At 66.6% G+C, this 20,073-nt stretch carries 19 protein-coding genes, 1 tRNA gene and 1 other RNA gene; 9 read left to right on the top strand and 12 right to left on the bottom strand.

The window, feature by feature from the left end:
• Nucleotides 1-28 precede the first annotated feature (28 nt).
• The gene (locus ACFXNW_RS02950; RefSeq protein WP_379415429.1) at nucleotides 29-1,039 is read right to left on the bottom strand and encodes a neutral zinc metallopeptidase; all 1,011 of its coding nucleotides are present in this window, start codon (nucleotides 1,037-1,039) and stop codon (nucleotides 29-31) included.
• Nucleotides 1,040-1,508: 469 nt separating this feature from the next.
• The gene (locus tag ACFXNW_RS02945; RefSeq protein WP_379415428.1) at nucleotides 1,509-2,426 is read right to left on the bottom strand and encodes a neutral zinc metallopeptidase; all 918 of its coding nucleotides are present in this window, start codon (nucleotides 2,424-2,426) and stop codon (nucleotides 1,509-1,511) included.
• A gap of 325 nt (nucleotides 2,427-2,751) precedes the next feature.
• Between ACFXNW_RS02945 and ACFXNW_RS02940 the strand changes: the two genes are divergently transcribed.
• The 3 genes from ACFXNW_RS02940 to ACFXNW_RS02930 all read left to right on the top strand — a co-directional run bounded on the left by ACFXNW_RS02940 (nucleotide 2,752) and on the right by ACFXNW_RS02930 (nucleotide 5,755).
• Nucleotides 2,752-4,380, top strand: a complete 1,629-nt coding sequence (locus ACFXNW_RS02940) for a DUF2207 family protein (protein ID WP_379415427.1) — start codon at nucleotides 2,752-2,754, stop codon at nucleotides 4,378-4,380.
• 311 nt (nucleotides 4,381-4,691) lie between these two features.
• Nucleotides 4,692-5,570, top strand: a complete 879-nt coding sequence (locus ACFXNW_RS02935) for a helix-turn-helix domain-containing protein (protein WP_379415426.1) — start codon at nucleotides 4,692-4,694, stop codon at nucleotides 5,568-5,570.
• Complete coding sequence (locus ACFXNW_RS02930) at nucleotides 5,567-5,755, top strand: DUF397 domain-containing protein (RefSeq protein WP_379415424.1); 189 nt, start codon at nucleotides 5,567-5,569, stop codon at nucleotides 5,753-5,755. The genes ACFXNW_RS02935 and ACFXNW_RS02930 overlap by 4 nt, the downstream gene beginning before the upstream one ends.
• Before the next feature lie 84 nt (nucleotides 5,756-5,839).
• Here ACFXNW_RS02930 and ACFXNW_RS02925 read toward each other — a convergent pair whose 3' ends face one another.
• The 5 genes from ACFXNW_RS02925 to ACFXNW_RS02905 all read right to left on the bottom strand — a co-directional run bounded on the left by ACFXNW_RS02925 (nucleotide 5,840) and on the right by ACFXNW_RS02905 (nucleotide 10,623).
• Entirely contained in the window at nucleotides 5,840-6,055 is a 216-nt protein-coding gene (locus tag ACFXNW_RS02925) for an endonuclease domain-containing protein (RefSeq protein ID WP_379416261.1), read from the bottom strand.
• 771 nt (nucleotides 6,056-6,826) lie between these two features.
• Complete coding sequence (locus ACFXNW_RS02920) at nucleotides 6,827-8,107, bottom strand: ROK family protein (protein WP_379415423.1); 1,281 nt, start codon at nucleotides 8,105-8,107, stop codon at nucleotides 6,827-6,829.
• Between the two features lie 365 nt (nucleotides 8,108-8,472).
• A complete protein-coding gene (locus tag ACFXNW_RS02915; RefSeq protein WP_379415421.1) occupies nucleotides 8,473-9,180 on the bottom strand; it encodes a hypothetical protein in 708 nt (235 codons plus the stop codon).
• A 336-nt stretch (nucleotides 9,181-9,516) separates the two neighbouring features.
• Nucleotides 9,517-9,912 (bottom strand): hypothetical protein, encoded by a 396-nt coding sequence (locus ACFXNW_RS02910; RefSeq protein ID WP_379415420.1) that lies wholly within the window; start codon nucleotides 9,910-9,912, stop codon nucleotides 9,517-9,519.
• Nucleotides 9,913-10,050: 138 nt separating this feature from the next.
• A complete protein-coding gene (locus ACFXNW_RS02905; protein WP_379415419.1) occupies nucleotides 10,051-10,623 on the bottom strand; it encodes an HhH-GPD-type base excision DNA repair protein in 573 nt (190 codons plus the stop codon).
• Nucleotides 10,624-10,891: 268 nt separating this feature from the next.
• On the opposite strand from ACFXNW_RS02905, the gene ACFXNW_RS02900 reads away from it, so the two are divergent.
• Complete coding sequence (locus tag ACFXNW_RS02900; protein ID WP_379415418.1) at nucleotides 10,892-11,698, top strand: methyltransferase domain-containing protein; 807 nt, start codon at nucleotides 10,892-10,894, stop codon at nucleotides 11,696-11,698.
• 86 nt (nucleotides 11,699-11,784) lie between these two features.
• Here ACFXNW_RS02900 and ACFXNW_RS02895 read toward each other — a convergent pair whose 3' ends face one another.
• The gene (locus ACFXNW_RS02895; protein WP_379415417.1) at nucleotides 11,785-13,077 is read right to left on the bottom strand and encodes an aminotransferase class I/II-fold pyridoxal phosphate-dependent enzyme; all 1,293 of its coding nucleotides are present in this window, start codon (nucleotides 13,075-13,077) and stop codon (nucleotides 11,785-11,787) included.
• A 108-nt stretch (nucleotides 13,078-13,185) separates the two neighbouring features.
• An RNA gene (gene ffs / locus ACFXNW_RS02890) (signal recognition particle sRNA small type) lies at nucleotides 13,186-13,280 on the bottom strand.
• Nucleotides 13,281-13,401: 121 nt separating this feature from the next.
• Between ffs and ACFXNW_RS02885 the strand changes: the two genes are divergently transcribed.
• From ACFXNW_RS02885 to secD, 4 genes are all read left to right on the top strand, one after another.
• Entirely contained in the window at nucleotides 13,402-14,379 is a 978-nt protein-coding gene (locus ACFXNW_RS02885; RefSeq protein WP_379415415.1) for a hypothetical protein, read from the top strand.
• A gap of 74 nt (nucleotides 14,380-14,453) precedes the next feature.
• Nucleotides 14,454-14,538, top strand: a tRNA-Ser gene (locus ACFXNW_RS02880).
• A 525-nt stretch (nucleotides 14,539-15,063) separates the two neighbouring features.
• Nucleotides 15,064-15,306, top strand: coding sequence for a hypothetical protein (locus ACFXNW_RS02875; RefSeq protein ID WP_379415413.1), 243 nt, complete (start codon nucleotides 15,064-15,066; stop codon nucleotides 15,304-15,306).
• 134 nt (nucleotides 15,307-15,440) lie between these two features.
• On the top strand, nucleotides 15,441-16,334 hold the full coding sequence (gene secD, locus ACFXNW_RS02870) for a preprotein translocase subunit SecD (protein WP_379415412.1): 894 nt from the start codon (nucleotides 15,441-15,443) through the stop codon (nucleotides 16,332-16,334).
• Here the strand turns inward: secD and ACFXNW_RS02865 are convergent.
• On the bottom strand, nucleotides 16,258-17,121 hold the full coding sequence (locus tag ACFXNW_RS02865; RefSeq protein ID WP_379415411.1) for a Mut7-C RNAse domain-containing protein: 864 nt from the start codon (nucleotides 17,119-17,121) through the stop codon (nucleotides 16,258-16,260). The genes secD and ACFXNW_RS02865 overlap by 77 nt on opposite strands.
• A gap of 110 nt (nucleotides 17,122-17,231) precedes the next feature.
• Nucleotides 17,232-17,948, bottom strand: coding sequence for an MBL fold metallo-hydrolase (locus ACFXNW_RS02860; RefSeq protein ID WP_379415409.1), 717 nt, complete (start codon nucleotides 17,946-17,948; stop codon nucleotides 17,232-17,234).
• A 280-nt stretch (nucleotides 17,949-18,228) separates the two neighbouring features.
• Between ACFXNW_RS02860 and ACFXNW_RS02855 the strand changes: the two genes are divergently transcribed.
• Entirely contained in the window at nucleotides 18,229-18,939 is a 711-nt protein-coding gene (locus ACFXNW_RS02855; RefSeq protein ID WP_379415408.1) for a hypothetical protein, read from the top strand.
• Nucleotides 18,940-18,986: 47 nt separating this feature from the next.
• Here the strand turns inward: ACFXNW_RS02855 and ACFXNW_RS02850 are convergent, their stop codons facing one another.
• Entirely contained in the window at nucleotides 18,987-20,072 is a 1,086-nt protein-coding gene (locus tag ACFXNW_RS02850; protein WP_379415407.1) for a phosphatase PAP2 family protein, read from the bottom strand.
• Between the last annotated feature and the right edge of the window lies 1 nt (nucleotide 20,073).

Below are 20,073 nucleotides of genomic sequence, written 5' to 3'. Positions count from 1 at the left end.
GGGCGCCGGGGCATTGGCTACCGCCACCTCAGGACACCGAATCCGACGATGCCGCCCAGGTATTGCACATCTGGACCCGGTTGTTGCGATACCCGTGCTCGTACCAGCCACCGTAGTTCTGCGGCGCCCCGTGATCACGCATATCGCCGGCGAAATCACCGCGGTTGTAGTTGTCGCGCACGGTTTCCATCGCGTCGTCGGCGGTGATCGTGCCGACGAACGTCGACGAGCCGATGAACATGCCACCGAAGCACTGAGCGGCCAGTTCCAGCCGCCGCGAGTGTTCCAGGCCGACCGCGGTGGAGCGGCCCGCGTCGTATGACTCCTGGTGCGACTGCTTCAGAATGCCGGTCAGGTTCTCCACATGGTGGCCGTACTCATGCGCGAAGACCGCCATGAAGATCACCGTGTCGTACGGGTCCTCGTTCTTCATGAAGCTGTCCAGCGGCATGTAGATGGTCTTGTTCGCGCCGCAATAGAACGCGGCGAAGTTGCCGCCGCTGCTGGTGCAGGGCGAGGTCGTTTCGGCCGCGGTCGCGGTCACACTCAAACCCGGCGGCGAGAACGGCAGGTTCTCGTAATCGAGCAGGGCGCTCCACATCTGGCCGAGGCAGGCCGATTGCGCCTCGAAGAACGCGCGTGCCGCCGATACCGTCGGTGCCCACGCCGGATACCCGCAGTTGATGTTGTTCAAGCCGGTGTCGGCGTGGTCGAAGATCGGGTTGGTGGCCAGCGCCGCAACAGGTTTCGGGCCGGCCGAGGTGCTGCTGGTTGTGGTGGTGCGCGTCGTGGTGGAACTGGACCGCGTGGTGGTCGGGCTGGATGAATACGTCGTGGTCGGTGACGGCGAGGAGCTGTAGGTATAGCTCGGCGTGCTCGTCGGCGTGTAAGCCGAGGTCGAACCGTCCGAGGAACTCGACGCGAATCCCGCCGCGACGAGCAGGCTGACGACGATGAAGACACCGACAACCGTGAACGCCGCCGCTACCCCGGCACCACCACCGGAGCGGCGCGGCGGCATCGGTCGGCCGTACGGCATCGGCGGACCGTATGGGCGCATTCCCGGTGGCGGGCCGTACGGCATCGGCGGCGGAGCCGCGTACGGGGGAGGCGGCGGCAAGGGCGCGCCGTAGGGCGGTGGCGCTCCGTAGGGTGGCGGCGCTCCGTACGGCGGCGGAGCACCGTAGCCAGGTGGTCTACCGTGTGGCGGCGGGCCATAGGGCGGAACGCCGTGCGGACCGTATCCGGGCGGCGGGCCGTAAGGCGGCTGCGTCATATCGTCATCCCCTCCACCGTCGCGACCTGTCCGTCTCGACCGCGCGGTTCCGTGTCGCGGGCCGAACCATACCCGCAGCGGCCCGACCTCGCCCGGTCGCCCACAGGCCGCAGGCCCAGCAGGGCAAACCCGAATGACCGTTCACGAAACGATGTGTCCTGCTACGCGAGTGGTACACCTCGCCGCGTCCTCCCCGTACCCGGCCGCACCGGCCGAGCGATCACCGATCTCATCAACTCACCGCGTCGGCAGGTGCGGCGAAGGTATTGCACTCGGCGGTGCGGTTGTCGTCGATGCCGGTGTTGAACCAGCGGCTGCCGTTGGCGGTGCTGCCGTGATCACGCATGTCGCCGGGCTGATCGCCGCGGTGTTCGGCGTCGTCGCGGGCCATACTCATCTGCGAGGAGGTCAGCGAGCCGCCCTGCGACGAGGACGACAGGTACATGCCGTCGAAGCAGTTGGCCTGCAATTCCACTCGACGCGAGAGTTCCAGGCCGCGGGTGCTGCGCACACCGGAATCGACGCGCTCGCTGTTGGCGGCGCGCAGGATGCCGGACATGTTCTGGATGTGATGGCCGTATTCGTGCGCGAACACCGACAGGTACACCACCCAGTTGTCGCCGAACAGGTCGGTCTGCAACTGGCTGATCGGCATGTAGATGGACTTGTTCGCCGGGCAGTAGAAGGCGGCGAAGTTGCTGGTGGTGCCGGTGCAGGGGGTGGTGATGCCGTCAGTGGACGCGGATACGTTGACCGTCGGCGCCTGGAACGGCAGTCCGGCCTTCTCCAGCACCGGCTTCCACGCGGACTCGAGGCAGCTCTCCGCGCTGTCGAAGAACGCACGCGCCGTCTCGACCCCGGTCCCCCACGGCGCGTAATCGCAGCTCGCCGGGATCAGGGTGGCGCTGGTATCGATGACCAGCGGGTTGTCGGCGGTTTTCGCGGGCCCGGTTTCGCCGTTGTCGTAAGTCATTCCCGGACGCGGACCCGAGGCGTTATCGCCGATACCGGTCTTGACCGCCGATCGCACCAGGCCACCGACCACGATCAGCACCAGCACGATCACCACCGCGATCACCTTGCTGCCACCGCCACCGGAGCGAGGCGGTGGTGCGCCGGGCGGGCGGCCGTAGGGAATCGGTGGCGGCATCGGCGGGCGATAGCCGGGACCGGGCGGCGGCGGAAATGGGGGGCGCTGACCATATCCCGGCGGCGGAGCGTAACCAGGTGGGGCACCGTATCCGGGCGGTGGACCGTAGCCGGGCGGCGGACCCGGCGGCGGGCGATACCCGGGCGGCGGGCCGTAACCCGGCGGCGGTCCGTAGGGGTTCGGGTGGTGCCCGGGCGGGATCGGATGTCCACCGGGCGGGACCTGCCCATAGCCGTACGGTGGTTGAGTCACTCCCCCGTACCCCCTACTCATGTTCGCCGACAGCCGCTGACGCAGAATAGCAAGCTGTTTAGAGTAGGCACTCATGCTGACTCTTCGGGGGGGCGCCGTCGGCGCGCTGCTTATCACCATCGTCGGATTGCTTACGTTGGGAACGCCCGCGACCACACCGGTAGCCCATGCGCAGGAGCCTGTCGCCGACGGCATCACCATTGTCGCCGATCTGAAACTGAGCCGCGAAGGCGTGCTCGAGGTCAAAGAGCAGATCACCGTACCCGAGGGCGACAAGTTCACCATGACGGTGCCGCTGCGGGTGCCCGCGGGCGAGGGCGCCGAACGCGTTTTCGAGGTCAGCGACATCACCGCCGAGGGCGCGGGCACCGCGAAGGTCGAGGGCGACCTGTTCACCGTGCGCGCCGATCCCGGCCAGTCGAGTTTCAGCTACTCGGTGAACAACACCGTCAGCGAGCAGGAGGGCACCCAGCTGTTCCACTGGGTCGGTGTGATGAACGCCGACATCGCCTCGCTTACCGCGACACTGATCAGCCCGAGCTTCGAAATGGGCATCGTGGACTGCAAACTCGGCCCCGCCAACGCGAGCAAACCGTGCGCCGATGTGCACATCGAGCCCGACGGCGTGCTCTTCCTGGAACAGACCGACCTCAGCAAGGGCGATGCCATCGACCTGACCCTGCAGATCCCGCCGGGGACCGTGCCCGCGAATGCCGAGATCCGCGAGACCGGTTCGACCGCATTCGATATCACCGCACCGGTGCTCGCCGCGTTCGGTGTGCTGCTGCTGGCGCTTGCGGCGTTGGCGGCGTACGTGTTCCGCGCTCGCCGTCAGCAGGCCGATGCCGGCACCGGCACCATCGACCCCGTGCTGCGTGAAGGCGACAAGGCACAGTTCACTTCCCCGGACGGCATTCTGCCCGGCGAGGCAGGCGTGCTGCTCGACGAGAGCGCCGATCCGACCGATATCGCCGCGACAGTCATCGATCTCGCGGTGCGCCGCTACCTCTGGATCGCGCCGATCAGCGATTCGGATTGGCGTATCACCCGGGTGAACCCGGCCGACGATCAGCTGCGTCCGTACGAGCGTGCCGTGTACGAGGCGCTGCTGCCCGGCGGCGCCGAGGCCGTCACCGTCGCCGAACTGCGCGCCCCCGGCCGGATACAGGCCGGGCCGGTACGCGAGGCGATGCTGGCCGACGCGATCGAGCGCGGCGCCTTCATCGACAAGGCCCGACGCAAGCTGCCGATCTGGCTGGGTATCGGCCTGCTGGTGGTCGGTGTCGGTGCGACGATAGGCCTCGCGCTCACCTCCGGCCACGCCCTCGTCGGCGTCGCCATCGCCCTCGCCGGTGTGGCCGCCCTGCTGCTGCCACGTTTCCTGCCGACCCGCACCGCGCACGGCCGCGCCCTCACCGGCCAGGTGCGCGCCCTGCAACGCGGTCTCGACGCCCTGCGCCGCGATTCGATCCCGCCCGCCGACCAGGAACTGGTCTTCTCCCGCGCCCTCCCCTTCACCATCATCACCGGCCGCGCCGACAACTGGATCCGCACCTTCCGCGACCTGAACCCCAGCGCCGACCGCCAGCCGGGCCTCTACTGGTTCGGCGGCTTCGAACGCGACCGTAACCTCCACCGCTTCGCGGGACACTTCCCGTTCTTCATCACCGCAGTGGAAGGGTTGTTCCCGGAAGGGAATTGACGGCACAGCATTGCACCCGGAGCCCGGCAGCAAACGCTGCCGGGCTCCGCTGCGTTTCAACCACCACCTCCACGACCGCTTGACCTGCATCTATTCGAATAGTTATGGTGTCAAAGGGGTTTCACAGCAATTCGGGGTTCTCGGGGTTACTCGCCGCCACCCAGGGCGCGAACAGCCAACAGCACCGGCCGGGTCGACGGCGTGGGGCTCCCGGAATCCGTTCGATTCCGGGCAAAAGCCCAGCACCGGACCCGCGTCTGCTTCCGAAACGTCCCGCGACAGGGACACGAGAGCTCAGGGGATTCGAAAGCATGAAGGAGAGCAACAGCACCCTGCCCCTCCGCGAACTCGGGCGTCAGCTCAGGGATGCGAGGGAAGGAATGGGGATGAGTATCGAGCAGGCTGCGGGGGTGATGGAGATGAGCGCGAGTGCGTTGCAGCGGTTGGAGATGGGGCAGAACAGCCGGGTGAGTTTGGTTGTGGTCCGGGAGCTGTGCGAGATGTACGGGCTGGAAGAGCGACTCACCGTCGCCTTGCTCGCATTGGCTTGTGAGTCTGCGGACGAAGTCTGGTTGCGAGAGTTCGAGGACGTCATCCGCCCGAGATTCAGCGTCTTCGTGCGGCTCGAGTCCGCAGCACAGATGCTGATGACCTACGAGTCCGACCTCGTTCCCGGGCTTCTCCAGACCGCCGACTACGCACGTGCCTTGGTCCGGGCCGCATTTCCGAACGAAACGCCGGACGAGCAAGAACGTCGGGTGCAACTCAAGATCCGTCGCCAGGCGCTCTGCCGCCGACGGCGGAAACCGTTGACGCTGAATGTCATCCTGCATGAAGCAGTCCTTTGGCGCGTGGTCGGAAGCCGCAAGGCGATGATCACCCAGCTCAAGCACATAGCCGACCTCAGCACTGGCCCGAACGTATCCCTGCGGGTCGTCCCGTTCTCAGCCGGTGCACCACTCGGCGGCCAGATCGGCCCCTTCGTAATTCTGGAATTCAGCAAGGACCGGCGAGGTAAGCCGATCGAGCCCACGACGGTCTTCACCGAGAACTACACGGGTGAGCTCTACTCGGAGAAGGACCGTACGATCGAGCGGTATCGGCAGGCGTTTGCGGCGCTCCAACACGTTGCGCTGAGCGAGATCGACAGCCGCGCTCTGCTGCGACGCTTAGCGAAGGAGTCAATGTGAACGTGGATCTCACCGAAGCCCGCTGGTTCAAGAGCTCCCACAGCGGCGCCGACAGCAACTGCGTCGAAGTCGCGTTCCTCAGCGGCGCCGTAGCCGTCCGCGACTCCAAAACCCCCACCACCCCACCTCTGCTCCTCACCCCTCAGCAGTGGGACGTTCTCCTCCGCACCCTCCAAACCAGGTAGCCAAACCGCCTTCCTCCAGTCCGCCACCACCACCAACTCCGACGAGTGGTACATGACGCAGGCGACACGCCGATTTTGCCTGCCTCATGTGCCACTCGCGGATCTGGCCAGGGCTTGGTGGGTTCTGGTGAGGATGGTTTGGGGGCGGGTGGTTAGTTGGGTGGCGCTTACTCGGATCAGGGTCCAGCCTAGGGAGGAGAGGTGGGCTTCTCGGTCTATGTCCCAGGCTCTTTGGGCTCGGTTGGTCCAGTGGTGGGCGCCGTCGTATTCGACGGCTACCTTGTGTTGGCGCCAGCCCATGTCGAGGCGGGCGAATGGGCGGCCGTTTCGGTAAATTTGGATCTGGGTTTCGGGGGTGGGGAAGCCGGCTCGGACCAGGAGTAGGCGGGTGCGGGTTTCGGGGATGGATTCGGCGCCGGGGTCTACGAATGGGAGGACTCGGCGCAGGCGGGCGACGCCTCGGGCACCGTGGTGTCGTTCGGCGAGGGTGGCGACTCGGCCGGGGGTGAGGCCCGTCCGATGGCAGAGCGCGTCGAGAACTGCGACTGCATCATCGAATTCGAGGCGGCGGCCCAAATCGTAGCCAGTGCGCACGGGGGTGGTGCAGCGAAATCCGTCGATTCGGCACACCTCGTCATCCGGGATCTCGTCCCGATACACCCGCAACCCCGCTTGCGCCCTGGCCCGCCGAGGCAACGCGATCTCCGCAGGCCGATCCTCCAGCCAACGAGTCCCGTGCAAAGCCGCAGCCGAAAACCCCACCAAAACCCCCTCCCCCTTAGCCCACTCCCCAGCCGCAAGAGCCCGCCCCCGAGCATCCAACACAGCCCCCAACGGCACATAAACATCCGGATGCACCCGCTCGAACTCCCGCCCAAGCTGCCACCGCCCAACAACCCCACCCCGCACAGCCCGCGACCCACAAAACGCCCTCTCCCCCATCCCTAAATCCTCACCCCACCCACCCCCACACACAACCCCCCACCCCCGCCCGCCGCCGAGCGGTACATGGCGCAGGCGACACGCCGAAAATGCCTGCCTCATGTACCACTCGGCGGATGGACCGGGGGGTTACGTGAGGGTGGCGCGGCGGAGGGCTGTTAACGGGTCGGTGTAGAGGGGGGTTAGGGAGGTTACTACGGCTGCGAATTCTTGGACTTTGGGGGCGAAGCCGGTGATTCGGATGTCCGTCGGTGGGAGCGCTGTTGCTTGGTTGAAGGCTCGGGAGACGTGGGCTAGGGCGGGGCGGTAGGTGGTGAAGGCTTGGCCGCCTAGGACTACTCGGTCGGGGTTCAGGAGGTCGCGGATCAGGGCTACGGTGTGGCCTAGCGTGGTGGCGCGTTCGGTTAGGAGGTCGCGGGCTGGGTGGGAGCCGTCGGCGGCGGCGCGGTAGAGGTCGGCGATGGTGGTGCCGCCGGTGCCGTTGTGCGCCGGGATGATTCCGCGGCCTACGGCGCGGGCGTGCAGGGCGCGGTCGCCGACGGTCACTTCGAAGCAACCCTTGCGGCCGCAGCCGCATTCGACGTCCGAGCCGGTCGGTAGGTGCGCGATCGAGCCGGGGCCGTTGCTCGGGGTGTGCACTCGGCCATCCAAAGTGACTGCTACGCCGGCGGTTTCGCGGACGTAGAAGTAGAGGCTGCTGCCCTTGGTGAGGCCGGACCAGACGTCGGCGGCTTCACGTTCGACGGTGGGCAGCAACAGTTCCGACGCGGCCATCGCCTCGACGTGCGGCGCTACCGATACCGGCAGCTCGAGCACCTCGGCCAGCACCGCACCGAGCGGGGCGCCGCGCCAGCCGAGCTTGGGATGATCGACCACACCGGTCTGCGAGTCGACTCGGCCGCCGATCGCGACCCCGGCCCACAACGGTTTGCGCCGATGCCAGCGCTGCAAGAACGCGCGGGCACTGCGGGCGACGGTGGTGACGGCGAATTCCTGGCCGGTCTGCGGGGTGGCGATGGCGAGACCACCGAGGATGCGTCCGCGTAGATCGGCCGCGACGATCTTGGTGGCGGCGGCACCGATGTGCACGCTGATCGTCAGATAGGCGTCGTGGTCGATTTCGAAGGGCACCCGCGGCCTGCCTACCGCACCGGAAGCGGTCAGATCGGGCCGCTCCCGCAGCAGTCCGGCATTCAACAGTGCCGAGACCTGACGGTTCACCGTCGCGATGCTCAAACCTGTTGCGCGAGCGGCATTATCACGAGAGACAGGACCGCCGGTCGCCGCACGGAGAACTGCGGCGGCAGGGTTGTCGGAGATCCGCAATTCCGGCGCGACGACCACCGGACGAGTGCTGCGGACACGGGCCGTGGACCGAGAAACGGTACGTTCCAGGGTAGGAAGGGACATCTGTTATTCCTTGCTGAAGTCCCGGCGAACGGGACGTGCCTACACGTATGGCGAGGCGGCAGCGCGCGAGCGGGAGAACCCGGAGAACTCGCTCAGCCGCGGCAGCAGGAACAACACAGTTCCCGCGTGAGCGGGAGCCGCAGACCGAGCCCGGCGGTCACATAAGTGACTCGCTGAGCGGTGATGCGGCCGGTGAACATGCGATCGAAGGTAACACCGATTCGCGCGACGCACCAAGCCCCGGCACGCCGATGTGCGTCCGGACACAACTGTTTCCGCAGGTAATAGCGTTGCCTGACATCTCATGGATGCGGGCGCGCGAAAGCCCCGCCCGGCGCATCGCCGGGCGGGGACGTGGTCGATGCTTACTTGGCCGGAGCCGGGAACGGCTGGTTGATCGTCGAGAAGTACTGGATCGCCGCGCCGATGGCGACGGGTGCGGTTACCAGCAATTGACCGGCGACCGTGCCGAGCGCGCCGACGGCCAGGACACCGCCGAGGCAGCCGATGGCGGCAGCCGGAATGAACGGACCGAACAGGCCGACAATGGTGGCCGAGGCGACCGTGGCGCCTGCGATTCCGCCGAGCACGCAGCCCACCGCCGCGCCACCGAGACCACCGGCCAGCGTGCCGATCGACGCACCGAGGGCGACGGTAGTGGTCAACCTCGTCCACGCGTCCTTTTCGCGATCATATTCGGATTTGAACGGAGCCTTGTCCTCGAATGGCAGCGCGACCGGCTTATATACCGCGTGCTCGACGCCGAATTGCGGCGTCAGTGTCGCGGTGCGGCCAGATATCTGGGCAGCGATCGGAAATTCGAATTCATCCACCCGGAAACGCAGCGGAGTGCCGGCGAGCACCGTTCCGTCGACTGCCTCGACCTTGAATGTTCCGTCCTCGACCACCAGCGATCCGGCATCGGTGGTGATGATCGACTGCGTATCGGTCGATTCCGCGGTGAAATTCACCGCGCCCGTTTCCTTTTCCGGCGTCGCACCCGATGTTCCGGCAGCAACACCGGTCGCGACCGTCACGAATGCCGCAATTGCGGCAAGCTTCCTCATCTTCATGAAACGCAATCCCTCATCTCAATGAAACCTTCGAGGAAGAGCATCGACCGAATTGCGCGAGGTGCCGAGGTTAAAACCCGGCGAGATTTCAAATGGGCTACATCCCAGCGAGCCTTCGCGACCGTTCCACGCCTCCGCGATCCACGAACGGCGCGCCCGGGCCACCGCGCCGGGTTGCGGCCCGGGCATTATCAGGCGACTGCGTATGACGAGTAGGTGACTCCACTGCGGAAAAGCTTGGTGTCCAGCAGTTTCAGCTTCGGAACCTGATACCCGTCGGGAAAAGTCTGCGGCCGCCGCGGCGTCGGTCGAGAAGGCCCCGCGCTCAGGTACCGGTCAGCGCACGAGGCAGGCGCTGCCGAGGTTGATGCCGTTGCCCACCTGGATGACGGTGCTGACGGTTTCGTCGGTGCCCACGTGAATCTCGGCGGTGATCACGTGCTCGCCAGGGGTGCTCGGGGTCCACATCTGGGTGACGGTGTCGCCGTCGACCTTCTTCGGTCCGCCGTTACCGCGGATCTCCCAGCCGTTGTCCCGGAACATCGTCCGATGCGCGATCGAGGCGTCGACGATGGCCTTGATCTCGTAGGAGCAGGTGGTGCCGAAACCGTTGCCGAGGCCCGGCGACACGGTGACGCTGTGGACGACGGCGGCCGACGCCGACGGCGCCGTGATGACGAGTCCCGCCGCGGCGGCGAGGGCGACGGGACCGAGTGCGCGCAAAATACGCATGATGGAGACCAACTCCTGGTGCTGGAAGTGACGAGGGGGTCGAGAATCAGCGGCCCGGAACCGATCACGGCCGCAGACCCCATCTTTCGGGTTCCCCATGCACCGGGCAAGGCACAGAAAATATGGTCAGGGTCGAACTCAGCCCTTCTTGGCGGCGGCCTTCATCTGCTTCTTGAACGCGCGCACTTCCAACAGGGACTCCGCGTCGACGATATCGGCGGCCGAACGGCGTGAGCCCGGTTCGGCATAGGCGCCTGCGGCGTCCTCCCAGCCCTTCGGGCGAATCTCGAGCTGCTTACCGAGCAGAGCGAGGAAGATACGGGCCTTCTGGTCGCCGTATCCGGGCAGGTCCTTGAGGCGGCGCAGCACCTCTTTGCCGTCCGGATCACCCTTGGTCCAGATGGCCTCGACATCGCCGTTGTAATGCTCGATGACGTAGCGGGCCAGATCCTGGGTGCGCCGGGCCATCGACCGGCCGTAGCGGTGGATGGCCGGCGGGGTCGCGCACAGTTCCTCGAACTCGGCGGTATCGGCCTCGGCGATCCGGTGGATATCGAGCCCGCCCATGCGGTCGGCGATCTTCTTCGGACCGCGGAACGCGTGCTCGAGCGGATACTGCTGGTCCAGCAACATGCCGATGACCAGGGCAAGCGAGCTCTCCGAGAGCAGCTCGTCCGCCTCCGGTTCCTGCGCGAGAGTCAACTTGCCCATGATGCTCTCCTCCTACCCGTCCGGACGTCCCACGATCATCCCACCCCGCCCGTACCCGATGCACGAGCGCGGCACCGGCACCACTCGAAATCCGGTGGAAGCCGGGCTCTGCACCAGCTGGACCAGCGCAAACACGCAGCATCAGGTTACCGATCGGTAGTGACTGGAGTCACAGACCTGCGCGGCGGGCGGTATGGCGCCCACGTAGGCTCGGCGCATGCCCCAAACGGCGATACCCACATCCGCAACACCCACGATGGATGGACCCATGAACAGCTTCGGGTTACGTCCCGACCGCTTCGACTCAGCGGGCCAGGAACAACTGATCGACGTGCGCGACCTTCAGGCCGCGCTGCCCGGACTGGCGCGACTGCGCGACTGGGCACATGACGCTCTCGCCCTGCGTCCCGGTGAGACCGCCGTCGATATCGGCTCCGGTACCGGCTCGGAGGTCATCACCTTCGCCGAGGCGGTCGGACCGAACGGGACCGCGATCGGCGTCGAACCCGATCCGCATCTGCTGGCAGCGGCCGAACGCAACGCCGCGCAGAGCGGTTCACCGGCGAAGTTCCATTCCGGCGACGCCTACGGCATTCCGTTCGGCGCCGACACCTTCGACGCGGTGCTGTGCGAGCGCGTCTTCCAGCACCTCACCGCACCCGATCGCGCTGCCCGCGAGATCGCGCGCGTGGTGCGCCCCGGCGGGCGGGTCGTGGTGGTGGATTCGGATTGGGGCACCGCCATCGTGCATCCGGGTGATCGCCGTGTGGTCCGCGAGGTCGTCGACACCCTCGTCTCCGCGACCACCAACCCGTTCTCCGGCCGCCGACTGCCCGGCCAGCTGACCAAGGCGGGCCTGGTCATCGACGATATCGGCTCGCACGCACTCGTCCAGGAGCGTCCGGCCGGCGCGGGCGCGCTGGTCTCGCGCGTCTCCGCGATGGCCGTTGCCCGTGGGTCGATCACCGAGGCCGAGCGCGAACAGCTGCTGGCCGACCTGGCCGCGGGTGCCGCCAGCGGCGATATCCACCTGTCGGTGACGATGTTCGCGGTACTCGCCCACAAACCGGCCTAGACGACGGTCGACGACGGCAGGATCCCCGCTCAACCGACAGCGGCCCCGGCAGAACACGATGTTCCGCCGGGGCCGCTGCTTCGGATCTACTGCTTATCCAGCATCTTCTCGGTAGCCGCAAACAGCACGCAGGTGGCGAGGCCGTCCATGGCCTTGGCCAGCTCCTCGAGCGACGGGAAGCTGGGTGCGATGCGAATGTTCTTGTCTTCCGGATCTTTCCGATACGGGAAGGCCGAACCTGCTGCGGTCAGCGCGATTCCCGCGTCCTTGGCCAGGGCGATCACGCGGGCCGCGGTGCCCTCCAAGACGTCGAGGCTGATGAAGTAGCCACCCTTGGGCTCGGTCCAGGACGCGACCTTCGACGCGCCGAGCCGATCCTCCAGAATCTTCAGCACCAGCGCGAACTTCGGCTCCAGCAGCGCACGATGCTTCTGCATATGCGCGCGCACGCCGGCGGCATCGGTGAAGAAGCGCAGGTGACGCAGCTGGTTGATCTTGTCGGGGCCGATGCTCTTCTTGCCCGAGTGGTTCAGGTACCAGTCCAGGTTGGCGGTGGAGCCGCCGATGAAGCTCACGCCTGCCCCGGCGAAGGTGATCTTCGATGTCGAGGCGAACACCAAGGGGCGGTTCGGGTTTCCGGCCGCCTCGGCCATGCCGAGCACGTCGAGAACCGGTGCGGCGATATCGGTGAGCGGGTGCACCGCGTAGGCGTTGTCCCAGAACAGCCGGAAGTCCGGGGCGGCGGCGGGCATCGAAACGAGTTCGCGCACCACGTCTTCGGAGAAGACGACACCGGTGGGATTCGAGTAGTTCGGCACCGCCCATAGGCCCTTGATCTGCGGATCATCGGCCAGCAATGCCGCGATGGCCTGGGTGTCGGGGCCGTTGTGGCGCATCGGGATCGGGATCATCTCGAACCCGAGCGCTTCGGTGATCGCGAAATGCCGGTCGTAGCCGGGGCTCGGGCACAGGAACTTCACCGTCGGCTCATCGGCCCAGCGGCGCGGCGAGTCCGGCGCGCCGTAGAGGGTGGCGAAGGTGATGACGTCGTGCATCAGCTCGAGGCTGGCGTTGTTGGCGGCCAGCAGGTTCGACACCGGAATGCCGAGCAGCTCACCGAAGATGGCGCGCAGTTCCGGCAGACCGTGCAGGCCACCGTAGTTGCGGCAATCGGTGCCCGTGCCGTCGCGGAAGTCGCCGTCGCCGGGCAGCGACAGCAGTGCATCGGACAGATCGAGTTGTTCCGGTGAGGGTTTACCCCTGGTCAGATCCAGCGTGAGCTTCTCGGTTCGGAGCGTCGCGTAATTCGCGGTCTGAGTCTCGTGTTCGGACACGAGTTCCTCATGGCTCATCAAACCGATCTGCATTTGCCGGGGCATCCTGGGCAGCCTTTCCAAGCAGCGTGGGGTGGTGGGAGTCGGGGGCCGATCACTCGGCACACCCCGGTCAACGTTACCCGGCGATTGCTGCGAATTGGGGGCAATAAAATAAGGGGACCCCGCGCACCCGGCAGAGCCCGTTGACCCTTGCTGCCTTCCGGCCCTGGGGGAGTTCACAGGATGCGCGCCGCGCGGGATCCGTCGGCCAGTGTAGCGGTCCATGGCGGGTGCGCGCAGACGGGGGCAGCGCACAGCAAGATCGCTGGCTACGATCCTTCTGAATATCGGAGGGGCCTTTGCCCTCAGGCACGAGGGGATCGACAGATGACGAACCAGAATCCGCCGGATCAGGGCGGCTCGGGACCACAGTGGTGGGAGACACCGAACGCGGGAGCCGGAGCCGACCCGTCCCGGTCGGATCCGACGATCCTGCGGTCGGACCTGAATCAGCCGGTCGCTGATCCGACCATCCTGCGTTCGGATCTGACCCCTCCGGGCGACCCATACGCCAGTGGCGCCACTCCGTATGGCGGCGGCGCGCCGTACCCGGGTGCGAACCCCTACCCCAGCGCCGCCAATCCCTACCCGTCCGGGCAGCAGCAGTGGGCCCCGGCGCCGGGGCAGCCGGTGCCGCCTCCCGGTTTCATGCCACCGCCGCCGCCGCGGTCGAGTAGCAAGGCGCCGTGGATCATCGGCGGATCTGTCGCCGCGGTGGTTGTGCTGGTGGTCGTCATCGGCATCATCGCCATCGCGACGGCCGCCTCCGAGGGCGAGGGTGAGCAGCCCTGGGACGGCAATTACGCCTTCAAGGAGGGCAACGCCTGCGAGCTGGTCGACCTCGATGTCCTCGAGCAGTGGGCGGCCAACCGCGACGAGACCACACATAAAGAGGACGGGCCGATGGAACGCATGGGCGGCGGCGACCTCACCTGCCGGGCGAAGAACACCGACCCCGGCGAGGACGGCGACGAAGCTTCGCTGTCCCTCGAAGTCTCGTTCGACTCCAAGTACCAGGACAAACCCCGCTATGACATGTGGAAGAGCTTCGACACCGGAACGACAGGCACCGGATACGACAACGGCACGGTGAGCGGTCTCGGCGAGCGGGCCTACTACGCCACCGAGGAACGCACCTACAGCTACATCCCCAGCACCCTCGACCACATCGTCGCCGTCAACGACAGCAATATCTCGGTCAAGGTCGAGATCAGCGTCTCGTCGATGAGCAGCTTCGACCGCGACGGCATCGACGCGGCCGCGCGGGCGCAGGTCAACAAGGTGCTCGACGCACTGCGCAAGTAGCCGTAGCGGGCTCCGCACCCGCTACGACCGGCCCGTTTGGCATCGGCCGGGGTACAGCCGGTATGCTGCACCACGGAGGATTCGCCTAGTGGCCTATGGCGCTCGCCTGGAACGCGGGTTGGGTTAACGCCCTCAGGGGTTCAAATCCCCTATCCTCCGCAGTGAACGACAGGTCAGGACATCTCGATGTCCTGACCTGTCGTCGTTTCAAGGCCGGGGGGTCGGTTGCCTGTCGTCGGGCATCTGCCGAACGACGGGCGTGCGAACAACGAGGGGGCGTCGGGGAATGCGGCCGCACGGATCTCAACCGCATGGGTTACCGCCCTCGCCCGGCCAGGGGCCATGCCGGGTTATCCCCAGCCGGGGACAATCAGCGATCCCCAGCCCGGGGCGGCGCCGGGACATCTCCAGCCCAACTCGATGCCCGGCTATCCACAGGCAGATGGAGCTGCCGGGTATCCCCACTCGGGCGCAGCACTCGGTTATCCACAACTCGGTGCACCCTCCGGCCACCTACAGCCGGGCATGACTCCTGGTTATCCACAGCCCGGCGCGGGGCCGGGAAGTCCGCCGGCCCAGGGTGGGTTCAGTTATCCACAGGTAGCGCCAGTCGTTGGGTACGCACAGCCTGGATATCAAGCACCACGACCGAGCTCGCGGACGCCGATCATCATCGTCGGCGCGGTGCTGGCGGTGATCGTCGCGCTCATCGGCGGGCAGGGCGCGAACTCCGAGTACACCGACGTCAACGACGGTGTCAGCTATACCAGCTTCGAGCTGTATGGCTGCTGCCTGGCGCTACCGAAGATCGCCACGGTGTTCCCCGACCACTCCGACAGGTCTCACTTCATGGTGTATTCCTCCGGTCTGATCGGCTTCGACGACTTGAAGGCGTGGTGGCGGGATTTGCCGCTCGGGGCCGCCTGATCAAATCAGCGCCGGCTCGGCCCAGGATCCGGTGCAGGCCGGCCGTTTCGACTGACAGCGCGCAGTTATCCACCGCCTGTTGCGGGGCAGTCGAATACGCTCGGCGGTACACAGCTCAGATTGGGGGGCCGGCAATGAGCAATCCGACACGATCCGGACGAGTTCGCGGTGCCGTACTGATGGTCATGGTGGGTGCGGCTGCGCTCAGCGGATGCGGCGACCCCGAGCAAGGAGCGGCAGCGCCGGCCGCATCGGAGCTGTCGTCATCGCAGCAGGCACCCCCGGGCACACCGGTCACGTTGACCGCGCGCACCCCCGACGGCACCCGACCGACGCCGGAGACCATGCACGCCACGCAGCAGATCATCCAATGGCGGGCCGAGGGTATGCAGCTCACCGGCACGTCGGTCGAGATCACCGACAACGCGGTGGTGATCACCGTCCCTGGTGACGACGGAGCGAAGGCGCGAACGCTCGGGCAGACGGGCAGGCTGAATATGCGGCCGGTGCTTTTCGCAGCACCGCCGATGGGCTCGGGGCCGGTGGTCACCGACGCGATGGCCGCCAAAATCTCCAGGCAGAGCGTCGATCCCGCGACTCAGCAGCAGGCACTTACCGAACTGAACTGTGGCACAACGGATCCCCTGCGCAGCAACGACGACCCATTGCTGCCCTTGGTCACCTGCTCGACCGATGGCACCGAGGTCATGGTCCTCGGACCGGCGATCCTCGACAACGACGCGGTCGACGGCGCCGAATCGCAGTTCATCCCGCAGAACGCCGGCCACGTGGTCGAGGTGACCTTCACCGCGGACGGGCGGGACGCCTTCAGCAGCTACACCGCCGAGAATGTCGGTAACCGATTCGCATTCGTCGTCGACACGCGCGTTGTCAGCGCGCCGCAGATGATGGAAGCCATCAAGGGCGGGTCCACCCAGATCGCCGGGAATTTCACGGCCGATTCGGCCGACGAGCTGGCGAACTCGCTTCGGTTCGGTGCGCTGCCGGTGACGTTCGCCGAACGCTAGCCTCCGCTGACGGCTCGCCGGTCCCCGCCCTACTTCGTTCGTCGACTGCGCGGCGGATGCGCGCGATGAGGTCGTCGAGACGATGCTGATGCGCACCGGCCCAATAGATCCGGCCGCAGCCGCGGCATTGCCGAAAGGTGTCGTAGTAGCGGCGGGTGAGCGGGGGTAGCTGGTCGGCGATATCGCGCTTGGCGACGTCGGCGAGGATGGCGCCGCAGCGGACGCAGCGGGTGAGCGGGGCCAGGCGTTCTGCGAGGTCGAGCCGGGTGATGACCTCGACGATCTGGTCCAGCGGGCGGTCCGAACGCACGAACACACCGTGGGTGACGATGCGGCGGGCGAGCAGGCCGCGGTCGCGGGTGAGCAGGATGCGGTGTTCGGCAGCCGATATCTCGGCCAGCTCGGCGTCGTCGGCGGCGAATTCGCAGCGGATGTCGAATCCCATCAGTCGCATGAAGCGCGCGAGGCCGCCGAGGTTGACGTCGACCAGGAAGCGCGGGTCGCGCAGTGGGCGTGGACGCACGCGGGTCAGCGACCCGATGTCGAGAGTTTCGAACACCGGGTAGACCGCGAGCCGATCGCCCGAATGGGGGCGGTGGGCGAAATCGACGGATTCGCCGTTCACCAGGAGCAGGTCGATCTCGGTGTGCGGTACACCGGCGGCCTCGACGACGTCCTTCACCGTCTGGTGCGGACGAGCGGGCCGCCACAGCACCTGATAGCGAGCTTGCGGCGGCAGGAAGTCGTTCAGCTCCGCATATACGCGCAGTTCGACACCTGCGGTCATATCCACCATTGTCCCGGGGGTGCGGGCGCCAGGCGAGGACCGTCGGCGCCTGGGTCCAGCGCACGAAACGATGGTCATGGCATCAGCCGATGCCGTGAGTGTGCGCTCGATCAGGCGGCCAACCGCTGCTCGTATTCCGCCGCGAGTTCGCGCAATGCGGTCGCGCCGTCGCCGAGGAAGCTCGAACCGTGCATGATCGCGAGCGTGGTCGGCTCGAGGTCGGCAAGTCGGTAGAGCGCCGCGGGCACGGCAGGTCCGAGTGAGGTCGCGTGGAATACGTCCTCGGCGGCCGATGCGGGCCCGACCAGATCGGCGGCGGTCAGCGCCGGACCGTTGCCCAGCTGGGTCATCAGGTCGCCACAGAACAGCGTGCCGGTGGTCTGCTCGTAGAGCACCCTGGCTTCCCAATTGTGTGGTGCGTGCGGGGTATCGAAATGCTGCACGCGACGGCCACCGAGATCGATGACCTCGCCGTCGGCCATCGGGCGCGGCGGGCGGTCGGCCATATCGTCGATCGAGACCATGCAGCCGAGTGCACCGTGGGCGACCTGAGCGTTCGGTGCGGCCGCGAGGAACAGATTCATGGCCCCGCACTCGTCGGCCTCGACATGGCCGAAGGTGATCCAGCGCAACTGCTCGACCGGCCGTATCCGTTCGATCTGCGCGGATACCAGCGGGAACAGCGCACGCATGCCGCAATGGAACAGCAGCGGTTCCTCGGCGTCGATGAAGAACTGATTGAAGGTGAACCCGCCGGGTCCGGCATCAGGGATGAAGGTAGAGATGCGATAGATGCCGTCCGCGATCTCGTCGGTATGGGTATCCATAACAGAGTCCCCTGGTAGTGCTGACCCCCCTCCTCACAACCACGCGCGACCTCGCATCTTACTCGCGAATCGGGGAAGCCGAAATATCGCATAAGAAGACAATCGGTCGGTTTCCGGAGCCACGCGCCCGTTGCCCGCGTACTTTATGCCCAGCAATGGGCAGAGCGATTCGGCCACCTTCCCTGAAAGCAACTTAAGGTTGCTTCAGGCTAGCTTCAGCCGCACCTGAGACGGTTAGCGGCAACTTCGAAATAACCACCCCCACTGGAGGTTTCGTCCGATGCTTCTGCGCAAGATTACCGCCGTATCAACCCTGGTCATCGCAGCTACTGTCGCCACGGTCGGACCCGCAGGCGCGAATCCGCATGCCGCGCAAGCCGACGCGGTCAACTACACAGCTACCACCACCCCGACCAATAGCGTCATCTCCATCGATTCGGGCTCGCTCACCGCAGAAAACGGCGTCTTCGAAATCAAAGCCGCCAACGGCACCGTCCTCGCCGGCACACCGCTCGAATTCCGAGTCGACGATTTCGTGTTCCCCATCGCCGCCGATATCCAGGGCCAGACCGCGACCCTCACGCCCCGATTCGACCTCGAACACGCCGCCTACCGTCCGGTAGCACTTCCCTTCGAAGACCAGGCGCAGTGGGAGACTCCGTACGACCGCGAGGTTGCGGCCTTCACCCGCCTGAAGGACACGATCTCGACCGGCGCCTCGATCGGCACGATGGTCGGCGGGATCGGCGGCGGCATCGTCGGCTGTGTGCTCGGCGGAATTGCCGGTGCCACGGTCGCGGCGGCAACGATCGTCGGCATGTTCGGCCCGTTCATCCCGGCCGCGGCCGTCGGCTGCCTTGGTGGCATCCTCGCCATCGGCGCGCTCGGCACATTCACCGGGCTGCTCCTCGTGACCGCGCCCGTCGCCATCGCCGCCCTGACGCAATACTTCACCACGATCAACGAACCGTTCCCCCCGCGCGGCAACTAAGAGTCCTGCCCGATCGGGAGCTCCGTCGAATGCCGTCGGTGGCCGGTTCAGTTTTCCTGTGAATCGGCCGGCGACGGCTCTCGCGGTTCTGGCGACGGCCGGCATGGTTCAGCGGGGGGCGGCACGCGCGATCCGGCCGGAGACGGCCCGCGTGGATCGGCCGAAGACAGCTCGCGTGGATCGGCCGGAACAAGCTCACGCGGCTCATCTGGTGGGGGCGGTCGACGACGCTCCCATGCGCGGGCGAGCAGAATCGTCACCCCGACGTAGGCCCAGCCGAGCAACACATCCACCGTGTAGTGCTCGCCGCCGTAGACCAGCGTGAATGCCATGGCAGGCGGGTACAGCGCCAGGATGACGCGGAACCATTTCGGTGCGTAGGGCCACAGCGCGACCGCCACCATCAGCGAGAACGCGGCATGCAGCGACGGCAGCGCGGCGACCAGATTGCCTTGCGCTTCCAGCCAATCCGCGCTCGTGTCGAAGGACACCATCCCGAATCCGAAGCCGCTGACCCGGCCGACATCCTCGGGTATCACCCCCTCCCGAGACGCGTACCAGGGCGGCGCGGCGGGAACCAGGATGTAGGTGAGCAGGCCGAGGTAGGACAGCAGCACGATGCGGCGCATGTACTTCGAGAATCGGCCGCGCGACTGTACATAGAAGATGGCGGCCACCAGCCAGGGAACGATGAAGTGGCTGGTGTAGACGATGCCGGTGAGCACCGACCACCACGGGCGTTCGTCGCCCGTCATCAGGTGTTCCTGCAACCAGACGGTGGGGATGGTCCCGCCGAACAGCCAGCTCTCGACCGAGACGAGTTCCTCCACGCGGATGGGCATTCCGAGTTTGTCGGCGATGCCGCGGGTGTGGTCGTACACCACCAGCGCGGCGATCAGCGGCACCCAATCGATGAGGATCCGCACATGCTCGCGCCACGGCCGATGCGGGTTGAAGGCGGCGATGCCGACCATGATCCAGGCGGCCTGATAGACGCGGTCGGTCGGAATTCCGAAGACGATACTGACGACGGCCAACGCCGCGAGGTACCCGCACCAGACCCCACTACGGAACAGCCGGCGCCCCGGACGCTGACGCTGTGTGACCGGTGCACTCGCCGTTGGCACGCCCATC

The organism is Nocardia sp. NPDC059180, assembly GCF_042754945.1.
GTDB lineage: Bacteria > Actinomycetota > Actinomycetes > Mycobacteriales > Mycobacteriaceae > Nocardia.
This window is presented reverse-complemented; position numbering and strand designations above follow the sequence as displayed.

Bases quoted from the DNA above. Each gene is read 5' to 3' on its own strand.
- ACFXNW_RS02950 (WP_379415429.1), bottom strand. From the start codon at position 1,039: ATGCCGTACGGCCGACCGATGCCGCCGCGCCGCTCCGGTGGTGGTGCC.
- ACFXNW_RS02945 (WP_379415428.1), bottom strand. From the start codon at position 2,426: ATGCCGCCACCGATTCCCTACGGCCGCCCGCCCGGCGCACCACCGCCT.
- ACFXNW_RS02940 (WP_379415427.1), top strand. From the start codon at position 2,752: ATGCTGACTCTTCGGGGGGGCGCCGTCGGCGCGCTGCTTATCACCATC.
- ACFXNW_RS02935 (WP_379415426.1), top strand. From the start codon at position 4,692: ATGAAGGAGAGCAACAGCACCCTGCCCCTCCGCGAACTCGGGCGTCAG.
- ACFXNW_RS02925 (WP_379416261.1), bottom strand. From the start codon at position 6,055: ATGGGCTGGCGCCAACACAAGGTAGCCGTCGAATACGACGGCGCCCAC.
- ACFXNW_RS02920 (WP_379415423.1), bottom strand. From the start codon at position 8,107: ATGTCCCTTCCTACCCTGGAACGTACCGTTTCTCGGTCCACGGCCCGT.
- ACFXNW_RS02915 (WP_379415421.1), bottom strand. From the start codon at position 9,180: ATGAAGATGAGGAAGCTTGCCGCAATTGCGGCATTCGTGACGGTCGCG.
- ACFXNW_RS02910 (WP_379415420.1), bottom strand. From the start codon at position 9,912: ATGCGTATTTTGCGCGCACTCGGTCCCGTCGCCCTCGCCGCCGCGGCG.
- ACFXNW_RS02905 (WP_379415419.1), bottom strand. From the start codon at position 10,623: ATGGGCAAGTTGACTCTCGCGCAGGAACCGGAGGCGGACGAGCTGCTC.
- ACFXNW_RS02900 (WP_379415418.1), top strand. From the start codon at position 10,892: ATGAACAGCTTCGGGTTACGTCCCGACCGCTTCGACTCAGCGGGCCAG.
- ACFXNW_RS02895 (WP_379415417.1), bottom strand. From the start codon at position 13,077: ATGCCCCGGCAAATGCAGATCGGTTTGATGAGCCATGAGGAACTCGTG.
- ACFXNW_RS02885 (WP_379415415.1), top strand. From the start codon at position 13,402: ATGACGAACCAGAATCCGCCGGATCAGGGCGGCTCGGGACCACAGTGG.
- secD (WP_379415412.1), top strand. From the start codon at position 15,441: ATGAGCAATCCGACACGATCCGGACGAGTTCGCGGTGCCGTACTGATG.
- ACFXNW_RS02865 (WP_379415411.1), bottom strand. From the start codon at position 17,121: ATGACCGCAGGTGTCGAACTGCGCGTATATGCGGAGCTGAACGACTTC.
- ACFXNW_RS02860 (WP_379415409.1), bottom strand. From the start codon at position 17,948: ATGGATACCCATACCGACGAGATCGCGGACGGCATCTATCGCATCTCT.
- ACFXNW_RS02855 (WP_379415408.1), top strand. From the start codon at position 18,229: ATGCTTCTGCGCAAGATTACCGCCGTATCAACCCTGGTCATCGCAGCT.
- ACFXNW_RS02850 (WP_379415407.1), bottom strand. From the start codon at position 20,072: ATGGGCGTGCCAACGGCGAGTGCACCGGTCACACAGCGTCAGCGTCCG.